This window comes from Peribacillus sp. FW305-BF15, assembly GCF_058783805.1.
In genome coordinates, this window is record NZ_JBYSYV010000002.1 from 149,221 (window position 1) to 169,851 (window position 20,631).

Sequence of the window (20,631 nt, forward strand, 5' to 3'; positions counted from 1 at the left end):
CGCGGGCGGTCAGGGAGCCTCCTCGGCTTGCGCCTGCGGGGTCTCCCTAGACGCGCTTTTCCCGCAGGAGTCTCGCACCTTCCTCTCCAATCAACTATGTTATTACGTTTAGTTAGAAACTATACCTGAGGAGTTGAAGGTGTTGGTTTGGGAACATCATCATGTGATGAAAGATATGTTTTCCGAACCCCTTTTGTATACAGTTTTTTTTTGCGGTACAATTTGAACGTTGATTTCCGATCCAGGCGCTCGCTTTCCGCGGGCGGTCAGGGAGCCTCCTCGGCTTGCGCCTGCGGGGTCTCCCTAGACGCGCTTTTCCCGCAGGAGTCTCGCAAACCCGCCCAATTAACGATGTTTGAAGTTATAGGTAAACCCCCTTTTGTTTTTATTCAAGAAACAGGACTTCCATCATATACTGGCTTTTGGAAATGCCACGATGAATCGTATTTACCATTTTTTATAATTAAAGTAATAAAACACCAATAAAATAACTCCTTGCGTTATAATGAATGGGCTCCAAGGGAAGTGTCAGAAACCTGCAGGAGTAATCATTTGAATGGAGGTTATATGTGTTGAAGAAAAAATTATTAGTAATGATTCCAACAGTTGCCTTGATGTTGGCCCCTTTAGGAGCGGGGACTTCAAATACCGAAGCGGCATCAAAGGGAAGTCAAATCCAGAAAATCGAAACGAAGGCGGAAACACGCCCGACCCTTAAGAAAGGCTCACGTTCGAGTTATGTAAGAGACTTACAGCAAAGCCTTAAAGATGTTAAATATCATGTAGGTGTTGATGGGATTTTCGGTACCCAAACACAAAATGTGGTAAGGGAGTTCCAAGTGGATCATAACTTAGCTTCAGATGGTATCGTCGGACCGAAGACATGGGCTGCTTTAGATGAAAATAAGGTGGAAAGAAGACAGTTCACGGAGAAAGACGCGATCGCGTTAGGGAAGAAGAAGCTGGGCAGCAACATCGTATTCAGCGGTGATGGCAGATTGCTGAAAGATGGCAAGGGAAAATCATATTACAACTTTAAAGCGGCTAATAAAGATTGGATCGATCAAGGCGGCACAGGAACGATTGGGTGGTTCCACATTTATAAAGATGGCCGTGTAGTGGAACAATAAAGGAATACATGCTACATGCAAAAATGGTTCTCACTTTAAGTGGGATTTTTTTTATGTAAAGCATCAAGAAGACTAAATGCATCTATTTTTGGCTATAAATAACAAGTAAATACAGATATAATAGTAAATGGACAGCAATTTGGTATAGTGGGCAGCGGTCACTCCTTTTCAGAAAGGGGGTGTCGCTGGTGATTTCTATTATGGACGGACTGATGCTAATGATTTCATTTGCCTCTTTAATCGTCGCAGTAATCGCGGTTACATTAAAAAAGTAACCCCCTCCATACCATCCGGCCAGATGTATGTAGGAAAAGGGTTACTTTCATGATCGAGTAGCAACTGACTTACCACAGAAAGCCGCTGCTCTTTATGCAGTTTGCTGTTCATTGAGACGCTGGTTTAACCAGTGTCTTTTTTTATATTTATTATTATATCCTCATTTTCCCTATACATTCAACTAAAAAATCTGGATGTAATCTGGAATAAAAGTAAAATCAATTAGATTTTCGTTAAATTCTTGCCGTTTTCCAGTTTGAATGATTTCATTCCTTTATAAGAAACAATCGCAGGAATCATACAAAGCAAGGCCATCGGTAAACAATAAAGAAGATAGAGATGCCCTCCGTTATCGAGCAAGGGAATGAAGGCTAATGCAACAAAAAGTAAAGTGAAAAAAATGATCGTGAAAATCCCGAAAGATTGATGATAGAATGCATGTATTTCCCTTCTTCGTTCATCCTGGTTGGGTAAGGTCTTAACTGCTTTGTGCGTTCGAAGGAATAGGTACAAGGAGAACATTAGAAATAAAGCGGAAAATGGCAAAGCGATCGCAAATAATGAAACGTCAAGAATGGAAAGATAAAAGCTGGATAAAAAGAAAACCTCTGATACCCCTAATGCAAAACAATAATTGAAGATACTTATTCTATCAGGTTGTTTAAGCATGAAATCCCTCCTTCTATATCATATTATGCAACTGCTTTCATGTTCACCACTTTGTCACATTTAAAAGGAAAAAAATTCTTCCAATTCCACTCATCGCCGCTCGCGGCCCCGTCGTGTGTATCAAGCCTGCCGATGTTGAATAGAGTCTTTGCATTTTACGAATAGTAATAAAATATCGCTTAAAGGGGGGAGTGCTCAATGACTGTAAAAACGGCAATTAAGGGATTATTGCTTGTTCTTCTATTATATTTCCTTTATGTAGTTGTGACGGCTGTTGTTCTTTTCCCCAAAGCAGAAAAAGAAGAAGACAGGCCGATTAAACAGGTAAGTGAATATATGGGAGAGAAGGAAACCACCGTGGATCGTGTCCTGCTTTTCGAAGAGGGTTATGAGTCTGGCCTCGCAAGAATGCGAATGATCCAGGAAGCAAAGCATTCAATCGATATCGCCTACTATTCTTTTGGAAAAGGTGAATCAACCGAGCTTTTTCTTGGAGCCTTGATTGATGCGGCTGACAGAGGTGTCAAAGTCCGGATCCTTCTGGATGGAATGGCTCATGGGCTTAGAGGTCAATTAAGCGGTGCCCGGTATGCATTGGCTTCACATGAAAACATTGAATTAAGATACTATGAAACCTTTAAGCCATTTAAGCCATGGACCTGGCATAATCGCCTTCATGACAAGATCATCACGGTAGATGGAAAGCTAGGCATCATCGGAGGGAGGAATATTGCCGATAAGTACTTAGCAAGCAAGCCGCCGAGGAATTTTGTCTATGACAGGGATGTACTCATTTTCAATGCTAAAGAGGAGAAAGATAGTGTAATCGTTGAAATGAAGGACTATTTGAATGAATTATGGACCCATCCGTTTACGAGCGATGTTTTTTCGGACCTGTCAAAAAGGCAAATGGAAAAAGGAAAACGAGAAAGAAATGCATTAGTGAAAAAATACAGCAAAGCTTTGCGCACTGAAACCGATTTCGTGAAACCAGTCGTCGATTGGAGCAAGGCTACAACACCTACTAAAAAAGTGTCCTTCATTCATAATCCGATCGAACGGTTCAACAAATACCCTATAGTGTGGAGATCTTTATTGGGTATTGCTGCGAACGCCAAGCAATCGGTATACATTCAAAGTCCCTATATTGTCCCTGCGGATGCCTTGAAGGAATATGTACCGAAGCAATTGGATTCAAAGGCTGATTGGACCATACTTACTAACTCGGCTGCCTCAACCCCGAACATGATCGCTTTTTCCGGTTACTTGGCTTTTAGGGATCGCGTCGTTGAGACGGGGGCAAGGGTATATGAATATTCAAAGCCTTATTCTTTGCATGGTAAATCGATTGTCTATGATCAACGATTAAGTGCAGTGGGTTCCTACAATTTGGATTCTCGATCTGCCTTTTTAAATACAGAATCGATGGTGGTCATCGATAGTGAAAGATTTGCATCACAGTTAATAGGAGCCATCGATTCAAAGATCAAAAATAGTACACTCATTGCGGACAATAAAAAATATATACAACCGCCGGAAGATCGGAAAAGGGAAGAGTCTTTTTTTAAGGCCACCTTTTTAAATGCCCTATCGAAAATTACGGTATATTTCAATAGGTTCATTTGAAACAAAAAGACAGCAATCTCAGTGATTGTTGTCTTTTTATCCTTTTGCGGAGATTATCTTATGAATACATATGTAATTTGCTATACTTGAGCAAGCTAACTACAACAATTAAGGAGAACGGAAACATGCAAACATTACAACACCTATCGAAACATATTGCCTACCTGCCGCCAGTTCAGGAAACAGATCGCCCGGTTCTTGCCGCCGTGACGGGAAACAAGAAAACGCTCATCATCGATGCCGGTAACTCTGTCAGGCATGCACAGCTTTTTGAGGACGAATTGCACCGGAATGATATAAGCGGGAATTTCCTCGTGCTTACCCATTCCCACTGGGACCATGTATTCGGATTGGAGAATATCGGGATTCCGGTGATTTGTCAGGAAAAAACATACAAGAGCATTAAAGATATGCAGCAGCTTTCATGGGAAGATCAGGCACTTGATCAACGTGTCGAAGAAGGGACGGAGATTGCCTTTTGTGCCGATGCAATCAAATTGGAACATGGGACAAATAGAGAGATTTCCCTTCCCCTGCCCGATATCATCTTTGAAAAAACGATGACGATCGATCTCGGCAATATAACCTGTGTCATCGAACATGTCGGCGGCGACCATGCCAATGATTCCTGCATCATTTATATACAGGAGGAAAAGACCTTATTTCTGGGAGACTGCCTGTATGCCAATCTTTATGCGGAAAAATGGAATTATACGGCTGAACAGGCTTTGCTGCTTCTTAAGAAAATAGAAGCCTATGATGCCGAAACCTATATACTTTCCCATCATGATCAGCCTCGCACGAAACTGGAGATGGAGGCGGAGCTTAAGTTAATGAAAGAATGTGCCAGAGCAGTGGTCGAACATCGGGGAAAACGGGCTTTAATGGAGCAGGAATTGGCTAAAGAATTAAAGCGGGATTTAACTGAGGACGAGCTCGAAACGATTGGATTTTTCGTGAATGGGTATGTTGAGTGACTGAACTCTAAAGTGGGGTATGAGCTCGGCATTATTGGGCTCATACCCAGGCCGATAAATAAGAGATAATAAGCGTTATTAGTGCTGAAAGGATAAGAACTGATAGGATGCCTGATATGATTTTCCCTGCTTTTGCTCCTCTATTATCAGGATATATATGACCAATAATAAAGGAGGGGATGAAAAAGATAGCCGAATAGAACACAGTATAATGAATACCTGAATCTCCATTTGACCATGCGCTAAGTCCGATAGTATGTAAAATATGATCTCCCATGCAAGATTTATCGCCAAATTCAAACGTAAACAATATTCCCAATAAACATAGCACGAAAGAAAGTGAACCTAATCCGATATCTTTTGTTTTCTTAACTTCAATGGTTGTCATGTTCTTTTTCCTCCTTGCATTAAAAACCAAATTATGGTTTTTTTTGTAACATAACTCAGCAAGTACTTAAATCCCTACACCAGTACCAGAACCCCGATATATTAAAACTGCACCTCCAATGTCTAACAATTAGGGTGCAGTTCAAATTAATTATGAGCTTTTTCTAGAGCTAGTTTTATCCCGAAACCAATCAAGACTGTCCCGGTTATTCCCTCGAATATCGCTTGGGTTCTAGGCTTTTTCATAAAAGCACTGATCTGGTTCAGCAGATAGATATAAAATACAAACCACAACGCAGTTAAAACGGTATACGTCATGCCCATGATCAGGAACGGTAAAAACGTATCATTCCCCGGATTCACGAACTGAGGCAGAAACGTTAAAAAGAAGACGGCCACTTTAGGGTTCAGCAGATTGGTAAGGAACCCTTGCTTAAAGCATGACTGGTTTTCGTACTTACTTTTGACCGTCGTTTCCGCCGCTGCGGCCACTTGCTTATTCCTTAATCCCCATAGTGTCTTGAAGCCTAGATATACCAAGTAAACGGCACCGGCATATTTGAAGATGGAAAATAATAAAGCGGATTTCACAATGATTGCTGAAAGTCCGAACACGGCAGCAGATGTATGAATGAGCAGGGCACAGCATGTGCCGAACATCGTTTTAAAACCTCCCGAAGTCCCCACGGTAACGGTGTTCCTTGTGGCTATTGCTGTATCTGGACCGGGTAAGATGATGAGAAGGATGCACATGACGATGAATAAATAAAAGTTTTCCATATTCGGACCTCCACTCTTAGTGATGAATTCTGAAAATTATAACATAGATGCACGTGGTTTAGGGAGATAAATTTGATAGCTGATGATTACAACAAAAAACAAGCCAAATCAGTTTTTGATCTGGCTCGTTTTTTGAAAACATTTTGTCAGGGTGACTTTTTCAACACAGCACGTACCGGACTTCCATCCGCTTCAACTAAAGGAAGAGGGAGGGCTGCCAACTCATAATTACCCGGTTCGATGCCGTCTAATACAAGTCCTTCCAAAATGTGAATGCCATGATCGGCAAGTTCATGGTGGGCAGACAGTTCTTTACTATCCAGTGGATCTACTGATGGTAAATCAAGTCCAATAAGACGGACGCCGTGTTCTGAAAGATATGCCGCTAATTCTGGCTGGATATGTGGAATGGTTTGTGGAAACACACTTCGATCCTTCCATGCATCCGTGCGAATTAACAGACGGGTAACGCCTTGTAGATCTATATGGGATAATTCATCGACTCCGATGCTTGTCTTGTTTGGTAAATGGATAACTCGGGCATTTCCCATATATAAGTCGAGATCCAAATCAATCACTCTTTTTCCATCATCATCAAAATGAAAAGGTGCATCAATATGGGTACCGGTATGGATACTCATATTGATTTGACCTACATTGACAGATCCGCTCTGTTCTTTACTCCAATTCACTTTATAAGAGAAAGGTGTATCTCCAGGCCAGACTGCAACGTTATCATCCAGACGTTGTGAAATATCAATCCATGTCCCCATGCATTTACCTCCAGTTCTTCTGGCTGTTTCTTGAATATCTTATAGCTTCGTTCTTAGACTCCATAGCTCTGGGAAAAAGTGTTGATCCAGTGCTCTCTTTAAATACGTCACACCTGATGATCCGCCCGTTCCTTGTTTATTACCAATGATCCTTTCCACTGTGGTCATATGATTAAAACGCCATAATTGCTGTTGATGGCCGATGTCCACTAACTTCTCGCCCAGCTCATATAAGTCCCAATATTGCTCAACATCGCGGTAAACTGTCAGCCATGCCTCTTCTACACTGGCATTTGGTTCATATCTTTGGGACCAATCCCTGCTGAGGGCTTCTTGATCAATAGGTAATCCGCGTGCCACAAGAGCATTGATCGCCGCGTCATATATACTTGGCTCATGAAGGGCCTGCTGCATTTGCTCGTATAAATCCGTTTGGTGCTGATAGACGGATAGCGTATGGACATTCTTGTTTCCTAATGCAAATTCAATCAAACGATTCTGGTAAGATTGGAATCCGGAAGATTGTCCCAGTTTATCTCTGAACTCCATGTATTCAGCCGGTGTTAAAGTTGAAAGGACATTCCATGACTGGATCAATTGCTGCTGAATCCTCGAAACGCGAGACAGCATTTTAAACGAAGGTTCCAACTTGTTTTGGCGGATGGACTCAGTTGCTGCTGTCAATTCATGTAAAATGAGCTTCATCCATAGCTCACTCGCTTGATGGATAACGATAAATAGCATTTCATCATGATGATCGGAGCATCTATGCTGACTGGTTAAAATCTTATCAAGGTGGAGGTAATCTCCATAGGACATCGATTTTTGAAAGTCGGTTTGAATTTCTTTCTCTAGACCCGTTATTGTTTGTTCATTTTTATCTGTATTCTTCATTCCGCAATCTCCTCACTTTTCGCAAAAAACTATTTATTCCGCCATTCTATTCTATCTTCTTTTCCAGAGATTCTTCCATTACATTATGGTTAATATTTCTTCCTTTTGAAATAAAATAAGCAACAGCTAAAAAAAGTAACCAAGGAATCCCGAATTGAAGCATGATTTTGAAATCCGTAAACCATGACGTAATCATCAAACTGAATAGAAGAACGGCTCCTAGTATCGTTAAATAGGGGAAGCCGATCATCCTAACAGGTAATTTGCGTCCGCCGGTTTTCTCCCATTTCCCCCTGAAAAACAAATGGGAAATGAAGATCATGAGCCATGTGAACATGGCACCGAACATGGAAATCCCCATCATGAAAGCATAGGATGAACCAGGAAGTAACGCATGAACGCCTGCAGCGATGAAAATCCCCGTTGAAGAGACAGCAAGGGCTTTCGTAGGAACACCGCTTTTGTTTAACTTTCCTAAAAAAGTAGGTGCATGTTTTCCGCGTGCCAATGAAAACATCATCCGTGTTGAAGCATAGAGCTGAGCGTTCATGGCAGATATGGCAGCCGTTAGAATAATAAAGTTCATGATCCCGGATGCACCTGGAATGTTCAGGATTTCCATCACTTTTACGAATGGGCTTACCTCGATCCCGGCCGTTTTCCAAGGAACGATCATCAGCATGATGCCGATTGTCAGCACATAGAAAGTGGATAAACGGAACACAGTCGCTTTTAATGCTTTTGGGACGGCGGCATCGGGATCTTTTGCCTCCCCTGATGTAACCGCTATCAATTCAGTTCCAAGAAAGCTGAATAAAGAAATAAATACGGCTATCCACATCCCCTTCAAACCAAATGGGAAAAAACCGCCTTCATTCACGAAGTTTCCCGGTCCTATATGCGGCTGTTCGGATGAACCGAACAGTACATAGGCTCCAAGTAGGATAAAACCAACAATGGCACTTATTTTAATAAAGGAGAACCAATACTCAAATGTCGCGAATGTATTCACGCTGGTAGCATTTACATAAATCAGGACACCTGCAAACAACAAAATCCATACGATTCCCGGCACGTTCGGAAACCAATAATTCATATATACGCTGACTGCACTTACTTCAACCCCAACAGCCAAAACATTGCCAATCCAATAGGAATAGCGGACAAGATAGCCTGCCATTGGACTCATGTACTTTTCCGCAATGGCCCCAAAAGATCCGGAAGTAGGGTGGGCAACCGTCATTTCGGCTAAACAGCCCATCAATAGTAAGACAATGAACGCCCCAAGAGCATAGCTGAGCAATACACTTGGCCCTGCCGCTTGAATCGCGAGTCCGCTGCCAAGAAATAGCCCCGTCCCGATGGCACAGCCCATCGCGATCATGGAAAGCTGACTTGTTTTCAGCTCTCGCTTTAATCCTTTTTCTGGCTCATCTTTAAAGTTCAATTGAGTATTGTTTTTCTCCATAGTTCATCTCCTTTTTATCAAAAAGATTTTATCCTGCCCTAATTAATCAACCATTTGAGGGATGAGCCCCATCTGGCGGAACTCCGGGTTATGCGACCACTTCACGCTCATTCTTGTATTTTTCATATTGTTTTTCTGACATGATTTTCTTGAGTATTTGTACAACTTCCCAAACTTCCGCATAAGAAGTATAGAGTGCAACCGGGGCGAGGCGAATGATGTTAGGTGCACGGAAATCGGGAATGACACCGTTCTCTTTCAATGCCTTGCATATCCGTGCAGCTTCTTTATGCTCAAGGCTTACATGACCTCCGCGGCGGATGTCTTCTCTGGGAGTTCCAATGAAAAATCCCATGTCTTCCAATTCGAATTCGACTAAATCCATTAAATATTGATTGATTTTCAGTGATTTTTCACGAATATTTTCAATTCCAGCTTCTATGAAAATGTCCAAAGACCCAATCAAAGGTGCACAGCTTAACACATGCGGCGTGCCAATTTGATACGCTCCTGCTGATTCAGCTGGTGTTAAAGTATGTTCCATATCGAATTGTTTATCTTTTTTGGAGCCGAACCATCCAGCCAATCCAGGCATCGTCCCAAAATGTTTTCGATTTACATATAAACCGCCAACACCGCCAGGACCGCCATTTAAATGTTTATAATTACACCAATATGCAAAATCCACATCCCATTCGCTGAATGAATGCGGGATAGCACCGATGGAATGACATCCGTCAAATCCGATTACAATGCCTCTTTTATGAGCTTCATCAGTCAATCGTTTCATATCCAGTATTTGACCGCTGCGATACAGGACCGTTGGCAAGATGATCAAAGCGATGTCATCGGTCATTGCTTCGATGATGTCATCTTCTTCAAGAAATCGGCCATCACGGCTTTTCACGCGGATGAGATCGGTTTCCGGATCGTATCCATGTGTACGCAGCTGACTTTGAAGAGCATAAATATCAGTCGGGAAGGTTAATTCATCAGCCAAAATTTTTCTGCGCATTCCTTCAGGCTTATAAAAAGTAGCGACTAGCTGATGCAGATTTACAGTTGTGGAGCCGGTTACAATAACTTCCTCGGGAGAAGCTCCGACCAATTGGGACATCTTCGCGCCCAATTTCTCAGCCATGAAAAACCATGGGTGATTCCCTTGCGTCCATCCATCAATCCCATGCTCTTTCCAATCTTCCAAAGACTCCAGAAGTGTGCGTTCAGCCCTTTTCGAAAGAAGCCCCAATGAGTTTCCATCCATATAGATGGAATCCGGCTTTAAATAAAACTCTTCCCGAAAACCTTTAAGCGTATCATTCTCATCCATTTGTTTAGCGTGATCCAATGTATATTCAGAAACCATAATCATCCTCCTATATTAGTTTTTTTAAATTCTAGGAGAATCGTACCAAAGAATATGACATAGTGTCAATAAGTTAATTCAGAAAATTATAAACATTCAAGCTGACATTCCAACAAATGTTTTTTATTTTATGGAAATCCTTTATGCTAGAAGATAAAGGGAGGAATAAGCATGGAGAATGGCAAAACAGGGGATAAACGGCATTTACGCTCGATCATGACACGACAAAAGCTATTGGAAGCTGCAAAGGAAATATTTCTTGAAGAAGGTTATCAAGCTGCGCTTATTTCCCAAATGATCAAAAGAGCAAACATCGGATACGGGACAGCCTATGTTCATTTTAAAGGGAAAGAGGATCTGTTAATTGTATTAATGGAAAATGTAATGGAGCAATTCTATGAAATTGCCGAGACCTCTTTCTTTCCAAAATCAAAAGACGAAGCAAAACATATCATCAACAGACAAGCTAATGCATTTTTGAAAATGGCAGAAGCTGAACGTAATATGATGCAGGTTTTCGAACAGGCCATTGGGATATCAACCATTATTTCAGATAAATGGAAAGCGATCCGCATGAAGTTCATTCAGCGAATCTCAAAAGACGTGGCCTATGCACAGCAAAATGGACTGGCTAGAGCTGAACTAAACCATGAGCTTGTCGCAAGAGGATGGTTTTTCACAAACGAAATGTATCTATGGGAAATCGTGCGAAACGAACATCAAAGTTCAGTAGAAGAAATATCTCAAACCATCACCTCAGTCTATGTCGAAGGCTTATATGTGTAATGATGATGGCAGCTAACCAATCTTCCGATTATATACAATCGGAAGATTTTTTTATTTTCAAAACTCACGAGTAAATAGCGCAAATTCACGAGTAAACTGTTCAATCTCACGAGTAAAACAGCAAAATTCACGAGTAAAGCCGCATAATTCACGAGTAAAACAGCAAAACTTACGAGTAAATTGCTCAAACTCACGAGTAAAGCCGCAAAATTCACGAGTAAAGTGCCCAAACTCACGAGTAAACTGTTCAAACTCACGAGTAATTAGCGGAAACTCGGGACTATATCGCTCAAACTCTGGTATATATCGCTCAAATTCACCTATATATCACTCAAACCCACGAATATATCGCTCAAACTTACAAGTAAGGTGCAAATTCCCGAGTAAACCGCCAAAATACCCTCCTCATTAGCATCGGACTTATAGCGTCTACGCCTTAAGTCTTACTAGAAAATATAGCTAAGGCTCATTATACGAACCTGTAAAAGTAGATAAGATATAAACATAGAAAGGAGGACGAAAACAATGAAGAAATTTGGTTTATTTATTGTAGGACTGATCGCACTTTTCCTGTTGCTGGCGAACGTTGGTCCACTGATCAGCCTGGCGATTTGCTTGGCGATCCTATACTTTGGATTCAAGCAGTTCATGAAGTCCGAATCGACAGGGGCGAAGATTGCGTGGGGATCAGTCTCCATTATCGTGCTGATCGTTTCTATTTCCCATATCCCGGCAATATTGGGACTGGTGGCAGCTTATGTTCTTTACCTGGTTTATAAAAAATGGAATGAAAATGATGAAAGTGCTTCATCGAAAGAAAGTGACCCATTCTCAAATTTTGAAAGAGAGTGGAAAGAGTTGAATAAGAACTAATAGAAGGGATGTAATTGGAATGGGTAATTTATTTTCAAGAATGAAACAAACGATTTCGGCTGATTTTCACGATCTGTTGGATAAAAAGGAGCAAAAAAATCCAATTGGGATGTTAAATCAATATTTGCGTCAATGTGAGCAGGAGACGGAAAAGGTCGGTAAGTTGCTTGAACGTCAGTATCTTCTGAAAGAAGAGTTTACGCGTGAATATAATCAAGCGCAAAATCTGGCTGAAAAACGTAAGCATCAGGCTGAGATTGCCAAGCAGTCGGGAGAGACCGATTTGATGGAGTTTGCTGTCAAGGAAAGCCTGCACTATGAAGAGCGTGCGCAAAGTTTGAAAGAGGCGCATAAAAGTGCAGAGGTACAGTTGGCTGAGCTGGAGCGGAAATATGAAGAAATGAAACATAAGCTGAAGGATATGCATCTAAAGCGGTTGGAACTGATGGGCAGGGAAAATATTGCCCGGGCAAACAACCGGATCAATCGGGTTTTGGACGGAGGCAGTTCCGAAGCCAAACCGGTAGCGATGTTTGAAGAAATGGAGCATTATATCGATCGCATCGAGCACCAGGTCCATACAGATTATAATCGGCATACGATCGATGCCAGGATTGTTCAGCTTGAAAAAGAATTGGAACAGAAAGAAGCGTAAAGTTTTTTTAAGGCATCGCTGTCATCCCCTCGCCTTTTGGAATGGAGGGCGGGGGAAAACAGGCTGTCAGAACGTGACAATTTCATGGTATTCTTAAAAGGCACGGGTTTCTGTGCCTTTTAAGAATATCATGATCATATACAGGGGAGGCGAACCGATGTTGAACAAGATGAAGACGGACTATATGGGATGGATACTTCTCATCGGAGTCGTCCTGATTTTTTTAGAGATTGCATTTACGGGTGGAGGTCTCCTTTTTTCCCTCGCTTTTTCAATAGGATGCATCTATTTAGGCAGGAAATTCACAAAACGGACAATCGGGAAAATCCTATTTTTTATAGGGCTGATTTCGCTTATCATCAATGTCTTGAATATGTTCGTCTTTAAATTTTTCCTAATGGCGATCCTCATTTATCTTTTGTTTTTATATTATCAGTCCAAAAAGAATCCTGACTGGGTCAGTCCCATTATAACCAATGATGATTCGGACGAAGAAAAGATCAATAAGGAACGACTGCTGAAAACCGATTATCTATTTAAAAATAAGTTGTTTGGTCATCAACAAACGACCGAACATGTATATGAATGGAATTCCGTGAATGTTCAGGGCGGGGTCGGTGATACGGTTATCGATTTAAGCAAAACGATTTTACCGAAAGGCGATGCTGTCATTTCGATCAGGAATATCATTGGCAATATCACCGTCCTTGTACCGTATGGCATCGAAATCAGGGTCCATCATTCTGTCATTGCGGGCAGGGCGCGGATTTTTGAAAATAAACCTGAATCCAGGGTCTTTAATCAAATTTATTCCTACCAAACGGAAGGGTTCAATGAAACGGATCACAAGGTTCATATCATCACTTCAATCTTAGTTGGCGATTTAGAGGTGAAGCGGATATGAGCATAATGACACGGCAGATATTGACTGCCCTTGGTGTTGCTTTCGTTCTTTCCCTTGCTTTGCCGGCGATGGTATTCTTCATCTTTCCTTTATCCGATTGGAGTGTATTGTGGGAGAAAGTGGTCATGGGATTACCCTTCGTCATATTTTTGCCAAGCCTGGTCATGACGGTAGGGCTGATTTATGGAGTCGTTTCGGGGATGTTTTGGAAGAGACAGCTTGAAAGGGTGGATGAAGGTCTGCATTTCCTTGAACAGGGCCGCTTACCCTCGCAACAGGAAACGTATCCAATTCAAGAGATGGCTAAAATGGAGGAACGGATGCAACTGATCCATAAGCAAATCAATGAGCAGACTAAATTATCGCAAAAAATGGCGAATGAAAAGGCCATTGATCAGGAGAAACAGATCCAGGAAATCGTTTCCCAGGAACGAAACCGTTTAGCGCGGGAGCTGCATGATTCGGTGAGCCAGCAATTGTTTGCCGCTTCAATGTTCATGTCGGCCATCACCGAATCACAATCCGATATGGAAAAAACGGAAATGAAACAATTCAAGGTAGTGGAAGAAATGATCCATCAATCCCAGCTTGAGATGAGGGCGTTATTGCTTCACTTGAGGCCTGTTGCATTAAAGGGAAAATCTCTACATGAAGGAATGAAGGAGCTTCTTTTGGAATTGGCCCAAAAAGTGACGATGGATATAAATTGGAAGATGGAGCCTGTCACTCTGGATAAGGGGATTGAGGACCATCTGTTTCGGATTTTACAAGAATCGATTTCCAATACGCTGAGACATGCAAAAGCGAATTCGCTAGAAGTGTTATTGATCGTCCGTGATGGAATGATCATTTTACGAATAACGGATGACGGCATCGGTTTCAACGTCGAGGAGTCGAAAACGGGATCTTATGGTCTGCAAAACATGCATGAACGGGCTGTTGAATTAGGCGGGACGATGCAAATTGTAAGTGTTCCGAATAAAGGAACGAAACTTGAAGTGAAAATCCCATTATTAAATGCTGGAGGTGATCATGATGATTAAAGTATTATTTGTCGATGACCATGAAATGGTAAGGATAGGGGTATCGGCTTATTTATCCGCACAGTCGGATATCGAAGTGATCGGGGAAGCGGACAATGGTTTGAAAGCTGTAGAACTGGCAATGGAATTGCGTCCGGATGTAATTTTGATGGATTTGGTGATGCCGGAAATGGACGGTATAGAAGCGACGAAACGAATTATTGAAAAATGGCCAGAAGCGAAAATCATCATTGTGACAAGCTTCCTGGATGATGAAAAAGTGTACCCGGCATTGGAAGCCGGAGCGACGAGCTATATGCTGAAAACATCAAAGGCCAGCGAGATTGCGAGAGCTGTCCGTTCCACTTTCCAGGGTCAAAGCGTACTTGAACCTGAAGTGACGGGAAAAATGATGGAAAAGCTGCGTCGCCCTAAAATCACCCAGCTTCATGATCAATTGACAAACCGTGAAATGGAAATTTTACTGCTGATGACACAAGGGAAAACGAATCAGGAAATTGCCGATGACCTATACATAGCCCTGAAAACCGCCAAAGTGCATGTCAGCAATATATTAAGCAAGCTTGCCGTGCAGGATCGCACGCAAGCAGTGATCTACGCATTTAAGCATTCGCTCGTTCAAGAAGAAGAGTAAAGAGCGTCTATTTACCAATAGAGGAAAGTTTGGTATATTTAGGGAAACATCCCATCCTGTAAAGTTCATTCAAGGTTGCTGATCGCAGCCTTTTTTTACGGATTACAGGAAAAAAGCAGGTGAAATGATGTTAAGAGTGATTTTAGAATTATTTCGTATAATCACCATTATTTTCGTTATTGGAATGATTATGGGGCTCATCATTCATTCAATCTATGCGATTTTTGGAATAACCGTAGAGAATACCACGGGCGGATGGATCGTTGGTATGGCAATTTTTCCATTACTTTATGTACTCTATAAAAACCGGCTTCAATTTTCAGGTTTCTATAAAAATGGCAAACAAGTAAAACTCTCAAACAGGACAACTGCTATACTGCTTTGCTCCTCTGTGTTAATGTTGACGGTTGCCCCTTTATTTCGCTAACGGAATGTAAAAAGAGCATGTTTTATTCAAAACATGCTCTTTTTTATACCGTTTTTTTAGATTATACAGCTTCCTCTGCGGTATCGAGCCTCGTTCCGTATATCCGATAAAGAACCAAAGCGAATACCATTCCTACAAATGAGATGGAGGAAATGAACAAGTAAAGGGTCTTCCCGCCATATGCTCCATATATGGCTCCGCCTATATAAGAAGCAATGATTCCCGAAACCCCGAAGAACAGCAGCGCCAGAACGGTTTGGCCTGTGGCACGCCATTCCACGGGAACAATCCGGTATAGATATTGGATGGCCGCCGAGTAGAAAATCGGGAAAGTCAATAGCTGCATGATTTGCAAATAAGCTAATAGCTGTGGATCGGTAATCCACGCAGAGACGAAATAACGGATAAAGAAAAATGCTGCTGCAAACGAAATGATGATGATTTCCTTACCTTTGCGCAGCCACCAAAAGCTTAGGGCGAATACAACGATTTCACTTCCCGCCGCCAAGAACCAGGTCAAGCCTACAAGCTTGGCACTTCCTCCAAGTTCCCGGATATATACTCCAAGGAAGGTATCGTTCATCCTTGCTGGAACAGCACAGATAAAGACCAATAAAAGAAAGAGAAGCGTCTCTTTATTGCTGAAAAAATGCTTAAGGCTGCTTAAGGTGACAGGTTTCCCTGAAACGGGAGCATCAGGCATCATCCAGCTGACGATGAAGCTGATCAAACCTATGCCTGCAAAAAGGAACGCAAGGCTGTTCGCTCCGAAATATGACATAACATAGCCGGTGATCAGCGATATGACCGCATAACCCAATGCACCATATGTCCGGATGGAGCCGTAGCTGATCCCGGATTTCTCTGCCATTGTAAAATTGAGGCTTTCCGTCAGGGGATCGATCGGCATCAGAAAGAAATATAGCAGCATGGCAAACAGGATGAGCTGAAGATAACTGCTTGAATCATAGAGGAAATAACCGATTACGCTCGAGAAAAAGATGAGCAACAACAGGACTTTTCGTATAGTCCTTGTTTTGTCGCTGATCATTCCCCATAAAGGCTGGGTAATGAGGGTGACAAAACCTCCTGTACCGATGATGAATCCGATTTGGGCTGGACGCAAACCTTGATCAGCCAGATAGACTGGGAGAAACGGAATGAAAATGGCAAGCAGTCCAAAATATAAAAAGTTAAAACTCTTTAATAATCGTATTGCTTTCATAAAAAATATGATACCTCACGTGTTCTATAGAGTGGATTGATTTCAGACCATGTTATTGTATCATTGATGACAGAATTTGAAAAAATAGTTTTAAAATAGATTTGGTTTCGAGGGTAAATCTCACTTTTAAAAAATGGATGTAAATGATAGAATTAACATTTATTGTTAATTGAAGAGGGTGGTAATTCATGGACCAGGACACAAAAGTGATTCAAGAGTTGCAGCAATTGAAGAAAAAAGTCGGTCATCTTGAAGACTTATTAACGCAGCAACAGAATAAAAAGGAAAAAGCAGGACCATTTCGAATCTTCCTGGACGCAGTAGGCTCACTGCTATTTGGATTAATTGTTGTAGGACCGGTTATAGTGATTGTCGTTGGGGTTCTGATGGTGGCAGCTTCATGGTTAGGGAAGGAGTTTTAAACGTTTAGGAGAGTCTGGGCTTTTGTGAATTTATTGATTTGATTAGGTGACTAGTGAAGTAAGCCCTCAATAGAAGGAAAGTGGGACTTATTTTTATACAGAACCTGCTAAAAAATTCCTAAGAACATTTGTTGAATGTACGAAAAAACTACTGGTAAATTGAGGGTATCCATAAAGGGCACTCTTTGTATTTAGGAAGCCTAGCAAATATGCTTTAACCATCATGGGTTCTTCATTTTCATCTTTTAAGACTATCTACCACTTGATTCTGCAGCCGCAGGATGTTCCTTAAGTGCTATTGAATTTGTATATTATTTGTCCGCCAGTATCCTATAATTGGATCAAGGGCTTTCACGAACTCCCCTAATTGTTTCTTTGAAAATATTATCCTAAGAAAGTTATTGACAAATTTACCTTGAGTCCGTATAGTATGGGATATTATTAAAAATATTCAGATATAATTTTTCAAACGCAATGAACAGGAGTAGTAGAAGCTCATTATTCGGTGAAGAGAGCTGCGGGTTGGTGCAACGCAGTCCAATGATACTTTGAACTTGCCTGGGAGTGGTAAAGCGAAAGATAGGAATGATTCCATTCTTTTGTTTTAACGATTAACCTTCGTTACAAGGTTTTTAAAGCAGGGTTCTTTAAAGAGCCAATAAGAGTGGTACCGCGGTAAGCTTAAGGCATATCGTCTCTTTCTTCATTTGATTATGAAGGAAGAGACGATATGCTTTTTTTGATTTTTGGGAGGTAAGGATATGGAAACGGACAAACGGAATTTACAGAGGACAATGACTTCAAGGCATATTACGATGATGGCATTAGGCGGTGCCATCGGGGCAGGTTTATTTAAAGGAAGCAGTTCAGCCATTGATATGGCAGGCCCTTCCGTAATCCTAGCGTACTTGATAGGAGGCATCATCCTATTATTCATCATGCAAGGTTTAGCTGAAATGGCGGTCCGCAACAGCGGTGCACGAACGTTCAGGGATTTGGTCCAATCGATCTTAGGAAAGTATCCTGCCTATTTCCTGGATTGGATTTATTGGAAAATGTGGGTGTTGAATATCGCGGCCGAATCAGTGGTTGCGGCGATTTTCCTTCAATATTGGCTGCCCGGATATCCAATCTGGATATTGGCATTAGCTGTTTCGGTTTTGGTTACTGCGGTTAACTTGCTGTCGGTAAAGGTTTTTGCTGAAACGGAGTACTGGCTTGCTTTAATTAAGATTACGGTCATCATTGTGTTCATCATGGCTGGATTATTGTTGCTGCTCGTTACTTTTGGTGATCATACCGCGGTCGGTTTTTCTAACTTGACCGAACATGGCGGTTTCTTTCCGAATGGATCGACAGGTTTGATCACGGCGATGCTGGTGGTAATCTATTCATATGGCGGTACGGAAATCATCGGGGTCACATTAGCTGAAACGAAAAATCCTGAAAAAGTGGTTCCAAAGGCCGTTCGCAGTACATTGGTCAGGATCATTTCTTTCTATATCATTCCTTTTTTCATCATCGTTAGCTTAATTCCTTGGAACGAAGTAAACGGGGTGAAGGAAAGTCCGTTTGTGATGGTCTTTCAAATGATCGGGATTCCAGGTGCCGACCATATCATGAATGCCGTTGTCCTATTAGCGATCATATCATCGATGAACTCCGGGTTGTATGGTTCATCCCGCGTTCTGTATACACAAGCCGTGGATGGTCGCGTTCCGAAAATCTTTTCCCGTTTATCCAAGAAGAAAGTACCTGTTCCCGCAATATTGATGTGTACTTCCGCTTTATATGGCGGTGTATTGATTTCCTTATTTGCTGGAAGCAAGACCTTCGATTTCCTAATGGGTTCGCTGGGATATACCGTATTATTCATCTGGTTGATCATTGCTTTCGCCCATTTGAAATCACGTAAACAACAGTCCGGAAAAACAAGTGCCTATAGGGTAAAATGGTTCCCGTATACGACCTGGGCAGCGATCATCGCTTTAATAACGATCCTGATCGGAATCATTTTCACGACATCCATAGTCGTTACGATCATTACTCTTTGCATCTACATCTTCATTTCCTTAACGTATGTATGGAAAAAACGCCATAACAAAATCTAGAGATGGCGGAGTGATCACTTTTGCCTTCCCGCATATAAGTTTCATATCAAGCCGTGGTATATGCCATGGCTTTCGTTATGTATTCTTAGTCGGATTAAAAGTAAGAGATATCCATTTTACTAGTTCATGGGATTCATTAACTTTAGCGATTAAAGAGTTAATCCATTGAAAAATGTAGTATAATAATCTTTGGAAAAAAACTAATATATTGAAAGCCGGAGCGAGCTATGAAAAACAATTCCATACTATCCTTTCACCCGTTATATTATTTATTACTTTTGATGATTACTAGTTCCATCTATTCAATCATCAATCAATCTTCAGGTCATGCTGTCGATGTTACGACTATAATAGATAGGGAGATTCCCTTTATTAAAGAATTTGCCGTTCCTTATTTACTTTGGTATCCGTATATTTATGGATTGCTGATTTACTATTGCTTTGTTGACCGAAAGCACTATTTCGTCGGACTAGGCAGTTTGATATCGGGGAAACTTCTCTGTTTTCTTGTATATTGCCTTTGGCAAACGACAGTTCCGCGTCCAGAAGTCGTGGGCAACGATATCTTTGCTCAGTTAATGCGGCTCATTTATAGTCATGATCAACCTGTCAACTGCCTTCCCAGTATTCATGTACTGACCACATTCATCATGATGATCGTCGCCCATAAGCGGAAAGAAGAGCACAAATGGGAGTATGCCAGTGTCACTGCATTCGGAACACTGATCATCCTCTCCACGCTATTTACGAAACAGCATGCTGTATTGGATGCACTCGCAGGAATCCTCCTTGCATGCGGTGTATATGCAGCCGTCCAGTATACCTTCCATGCGCTACCTGGTTTTCAGGCCAACCATTACGCAGCGAGGCAAATTAAAAAGTGACCACAGGAAAAAGCCACTGTAAGAATATTCGCTCCCATGAGTTGATATGTTACAGTGGCTTTTTGTTTTTTTATTGAAAAGATTGGGCATTTATGTAAATCGTATATGGTATTATGTTTTTAATCGAATGGAAACAGTGGAGGGAGGAAAAGAATGCCTCATCATCTTGATCGAACGGCTGAAGACTTGGTTAAAGCAAAGTTGGAAAATTATTGGCCGGGTTTTGAACTTGTTGCCTATGCCATATATGACAGAAGTAATGCTGAATGTACAGCCTAGAAAAAAGCATCGAACCTCCCATGACAGGAAGTCCGATGCTTT

The 20,631-nt window shown here is 41.6% G+C and carries 22 protein-coding genes and 1 other annotated feature; of the genes, 14 read left to right on the forward strand and 8 right to left on the reverse strand.

Annotated elements, in window-relative coordinates; translation table 11 throughout:
- Positions 1-569: 569 nt before the first annotated feature.
- A complete protein-coding gene (locus AC3WLU_RS02315) occupies positions 570-1,130 on the forward strand; it encodes a peptidoglycan-binding domain-containing protein (protein ID WP_098866054.1) in 561 nt (186 codons plus the stop codon).
- 498 nt (positions 1,131-1,628) lie between these two features.
- On the opposite strand, the gene AC3WLU_RS02320 is transcribed toward AC3WLU_RS02315, so the two are convergent.
- Positions 1,629-2,075 (reverse strand): hypothetical protein, encoded by a 447-nt coding sequence (locus AC3WLU_RS02320; protein WP_063575349.1) that lies wholly within the window; start codon positions 2,073-2,075, stop codon positions 1,629-1,631.
- Positions 2,076-2,273: 198 nt separating this feature from the next.
- Here AC3WLU_RS02320 and AC3WLU_RS02325 point away from each other — a divergent pair, with 198 nt between their 5' ends.
- On the forward strand, positions 2,274-3,701 hold the full coding sequence (locus AC3WLU_RS02325; protein WP_492596744.1) for a phospholipase D-like domain-containing protein: 1,428 nt from the start codon (positions 2,274-2,276) through the stop codon (positions 3,699-3,701).
- Between the two features lie 125 nt (positions 3,702-3,826).
- Positions 3,827-4,678: an MBL fold metallo-hydrolase gene (locus AC3WLU_RS02330; RefSeq protein WP_492596745.1), complete on the forward strand. Its 852-nt coding sequence runs from the start codon at positions 3,827-3,829 to the stop codon at positions 4,676-4,678.
- A 40-nt stretch (positions 4,679-4,718) separates the two neighbouring features.
- Here AC3WLU_RS02330 and AC3WLU_RS02335 read toward each other — a convergent pair whose 3' ends face one another.
- From AC3WLU_RS02335 to kynU, 6 genes are all read right to left on the reverse strand, one after another.
- On the reverse strand, positions 4,719-5,066 hold the full coding sequence (locus AC3WLU_RS02335; RefSeq protein ID WP_400448623.1) for a hypothetical protein: 348 nt from the start codon (positions 5,064-5,066) through the stop codon (positions 4,719-4,721).
- Positions 5,067-5,212: 146 nt separating this feature from the next.
- Positions 5,213-5,845 (reverse strand): LysE family translocator, encoded by a 633-nt coding sequence (locus AC3WLU_RS02340; protein ID WP_492596746.1) that lies wholly within the window; start codon positions 5,843-5,845, stop codon positions 5,213-5,215.
- A gap of 146 nt (positions 5,846-5,991) precedes the next feature.
- Entirely contained in the window at positions 5,992-6,618 is a 627-nt protein-coding gene (kynB, locus tag AC3WLU_RS02345) for an arylformamidase (RefSeq protein WP_318290505.1), read from the reverse strand.
- Positions 6,619-6,657: 39 nt separating this feature from the next.
- Entirely contained in the window at positions 6,658-7,512 is an 855-nt protein-coding gene (kynA, locus tag AC3WLU_RS02350) for a tryptophan 2,3-dioxygenase (protein WP_063575355.1), read from the reverse strand.
- 46 nt (positions 7,513-7,558) lie between these two features.
- Positions 7,559-8,980, reverse strand: coding sequence for an amino acid permease (locus tag AC3WLU_RS02355; protein WP_492596747.1), 1,422 nt, complete (start codon positions 8,978-8,980; stop codon positions 7,559-7,561).
- Positions 8,981-9,068: 88 nt separating this feature from the next.
- On the reverse strand, positions 9,069-10,346 hold the full coding sequence (kynU, locus tag AC3WLU_RS02360) for a kynureninase (protein ID WP_054399874.1): 1,278 nt from the start codon (positions 10,344-10,346) through the stop codon (positions 9,069-9,071).
- A gap of 171 nt (positions 10,347-10,517) precedes the next feature.
- On the opposite strand from kynU, the gene AC3WLU_RS02365 reads away from it, so the two are divergent.
- The 7 genes from AC3WLU_RS02365 to AC3WLU_RS02395 all read left to right on the forward strand — a co-directional run bounded on the left by AC3WLU_RS02365 (position 10,518) and on the right by AC3WLU_RS02395 (position 15,668).
- Positions 10,518-11,132: a TetR/AcrR family transcriptional regulator gene (locus AC3WLU_RS02365; protein WP_328143898.1), complete on the forward strand. Its 615-nt coding sequence runs from the start codon at positions 10,518-10,520 to the stop codon at positions 11,130-11,132.
- A 525-nt stretch (positions 11,133-11,657) separates the two neighbouring features.
- Positions 11,658-12,005 carry a lmo0954 family membrane protein gene (locus tag AC3WLU_RS02370; RefSeq protein ID WP_034309581.1) on the forward strand — a complete coding sequence of 116 codons (348 nt, stop codon included), beginning with the start codon at positions 11,658-11,660 and terminating at the stop codon, positions 12,003-12,005.
- Positions 12,006-12,024: 19 nt separating this feature from the next.
- Entirely contained in the window at positions 12,025-12,660 is a 636-nt protein-coding gene (locus AC3WLU_RS02375) for a PspA/IM30 family protein (protein WP_034309579.1), read from the forward strand.
- Between the two features lie 157 nt (positions 12,661-12,817).
- Positions 12,818-13,564: a cell wall-active antibiotics response protein LiaF gene (gene liaF, locus AC3WLU_RS02380; RefSeq protein WP_063575359.1), complete on the forward strand. Its 747-nt coding sequence runs from the start codon at positions 12,818-12,820 to the stop codon at positions 13,562-13,564.
- Entirely contained in the window at positions 13,561-14,607 is a 1,047-nt protein-coding gene (locus tag AC3WLU_RS02385; RefSeq protein ID WP_492596748.1) for a sensor histidine kinase, read from the forward strand. Before liaF ends, AC3WLU_RS02385 begins: the two co-directional genes overlap by 4 nt.
- The gene (locus AC3WLU_RS02390; protein ID WP_278088692.1) at positions 14,600-15,241 is read left to right on the forward strand and encodes a response regulator transcription factor; all 642 of its coding nucleotides are present in this window, start codon (positions 14,600-14,602) and stop codon (positions 15,239-15,241) included. The genes AC3WLU_RS02385 and AC3WLU_RS02390 overlap by 8 nt, the downstream gene beginning before the upstream one ends.
- 127 nt (positions 15,242-15,368) lie before the next feature.
- Entirely contained in the window at positions 15,369-15,668 is a 300-nt protein-coding gene (locus tag AC3WLU_RS02395; protein WP_318269855.1) for a hypothetical protein, read from the forward strand.
- A gap of 61 nt (positions 15,669-15,729) precedes the next feature.
- Here AC3WLU_RS02395 and AC3WLU_RS02400 read toward each other — a convergent pair whose 3' ends face one another.
- Positions 15,730-16,893: an MFS transporter gene (locus AC3WLU_RS02400; protein ID WP_063575362.1), complete on the reverse strand. Its 1,164-nt coding sequence runs from the start codon at positions 16,891-16,893 to the stop codon at positions 15,730-15,732.
- Positions 16,894-17,081: 188 nt separating this feature from the next.
- On the opposite strand from AC3WLU_RS02400, the gene AC3WLU_RS02405 reads away from it, so the two are divergent.
- The 4 genes from AC3WLU_RS02405 (at position 17,082) to AC3WLU_RS02420 (ending at position 20,589) form a co-directional block, all read left to right on the forward strand.
- Positions 17,082-17,315, forward strand: a complete 234-nt coding sequence (locus AC3WLU_RS02405; RefSeq protein ID WP_492596749.1) for a hypothetical protein — start codon at positions 17,082-17,084, stop codon at positions 17,313-17,315.
- Between the two features lie 465 nt (positions 17,316-17,780).
- Positions 17,781-18,017, forward strand: a binding site (T-box leader).
- A 59-nt stretch (positions 18,018-18,076) separates the two neighbouring features.
- Positions 18,077-19,426: an amino acid permease gene (locus AC3WLU_RS02410; RefSeq protein WP_098186247.1), complete on the forward strand. Its 1,350-nt coding sequence runs from the start codon at positions 18,077-18,079 to the stop codon at positions 19,424-19,426.
- Between the two features lie 227 nt (positions 19,427-19,653).
- Complete coding sequence (locus AC3WLU_RS02415) at positions 19,654-20,310, forward strand: phosphatase PAP2 family protein (RefSeq protein ID WP_057276856.1); 657 nt, start codon at positions 19,654-19,656, stop codon at positions 20,308-20,310.
- A 153-nt stretch (positions 20,311-20,463) separates the two neighbouring features.
- Complete coding sequence (locus AC3WLU_RS02420; RefSeq protein ID WP_492596750.1) at positions 20,464-20,589, forward strand: hypothetical protein; 126 nt, start codon at positions 20,464-20,466, stop codon at positions 20,587-20,589.
- Positions 20,590-20,631 lie beyond the last annotated feature (42 nt).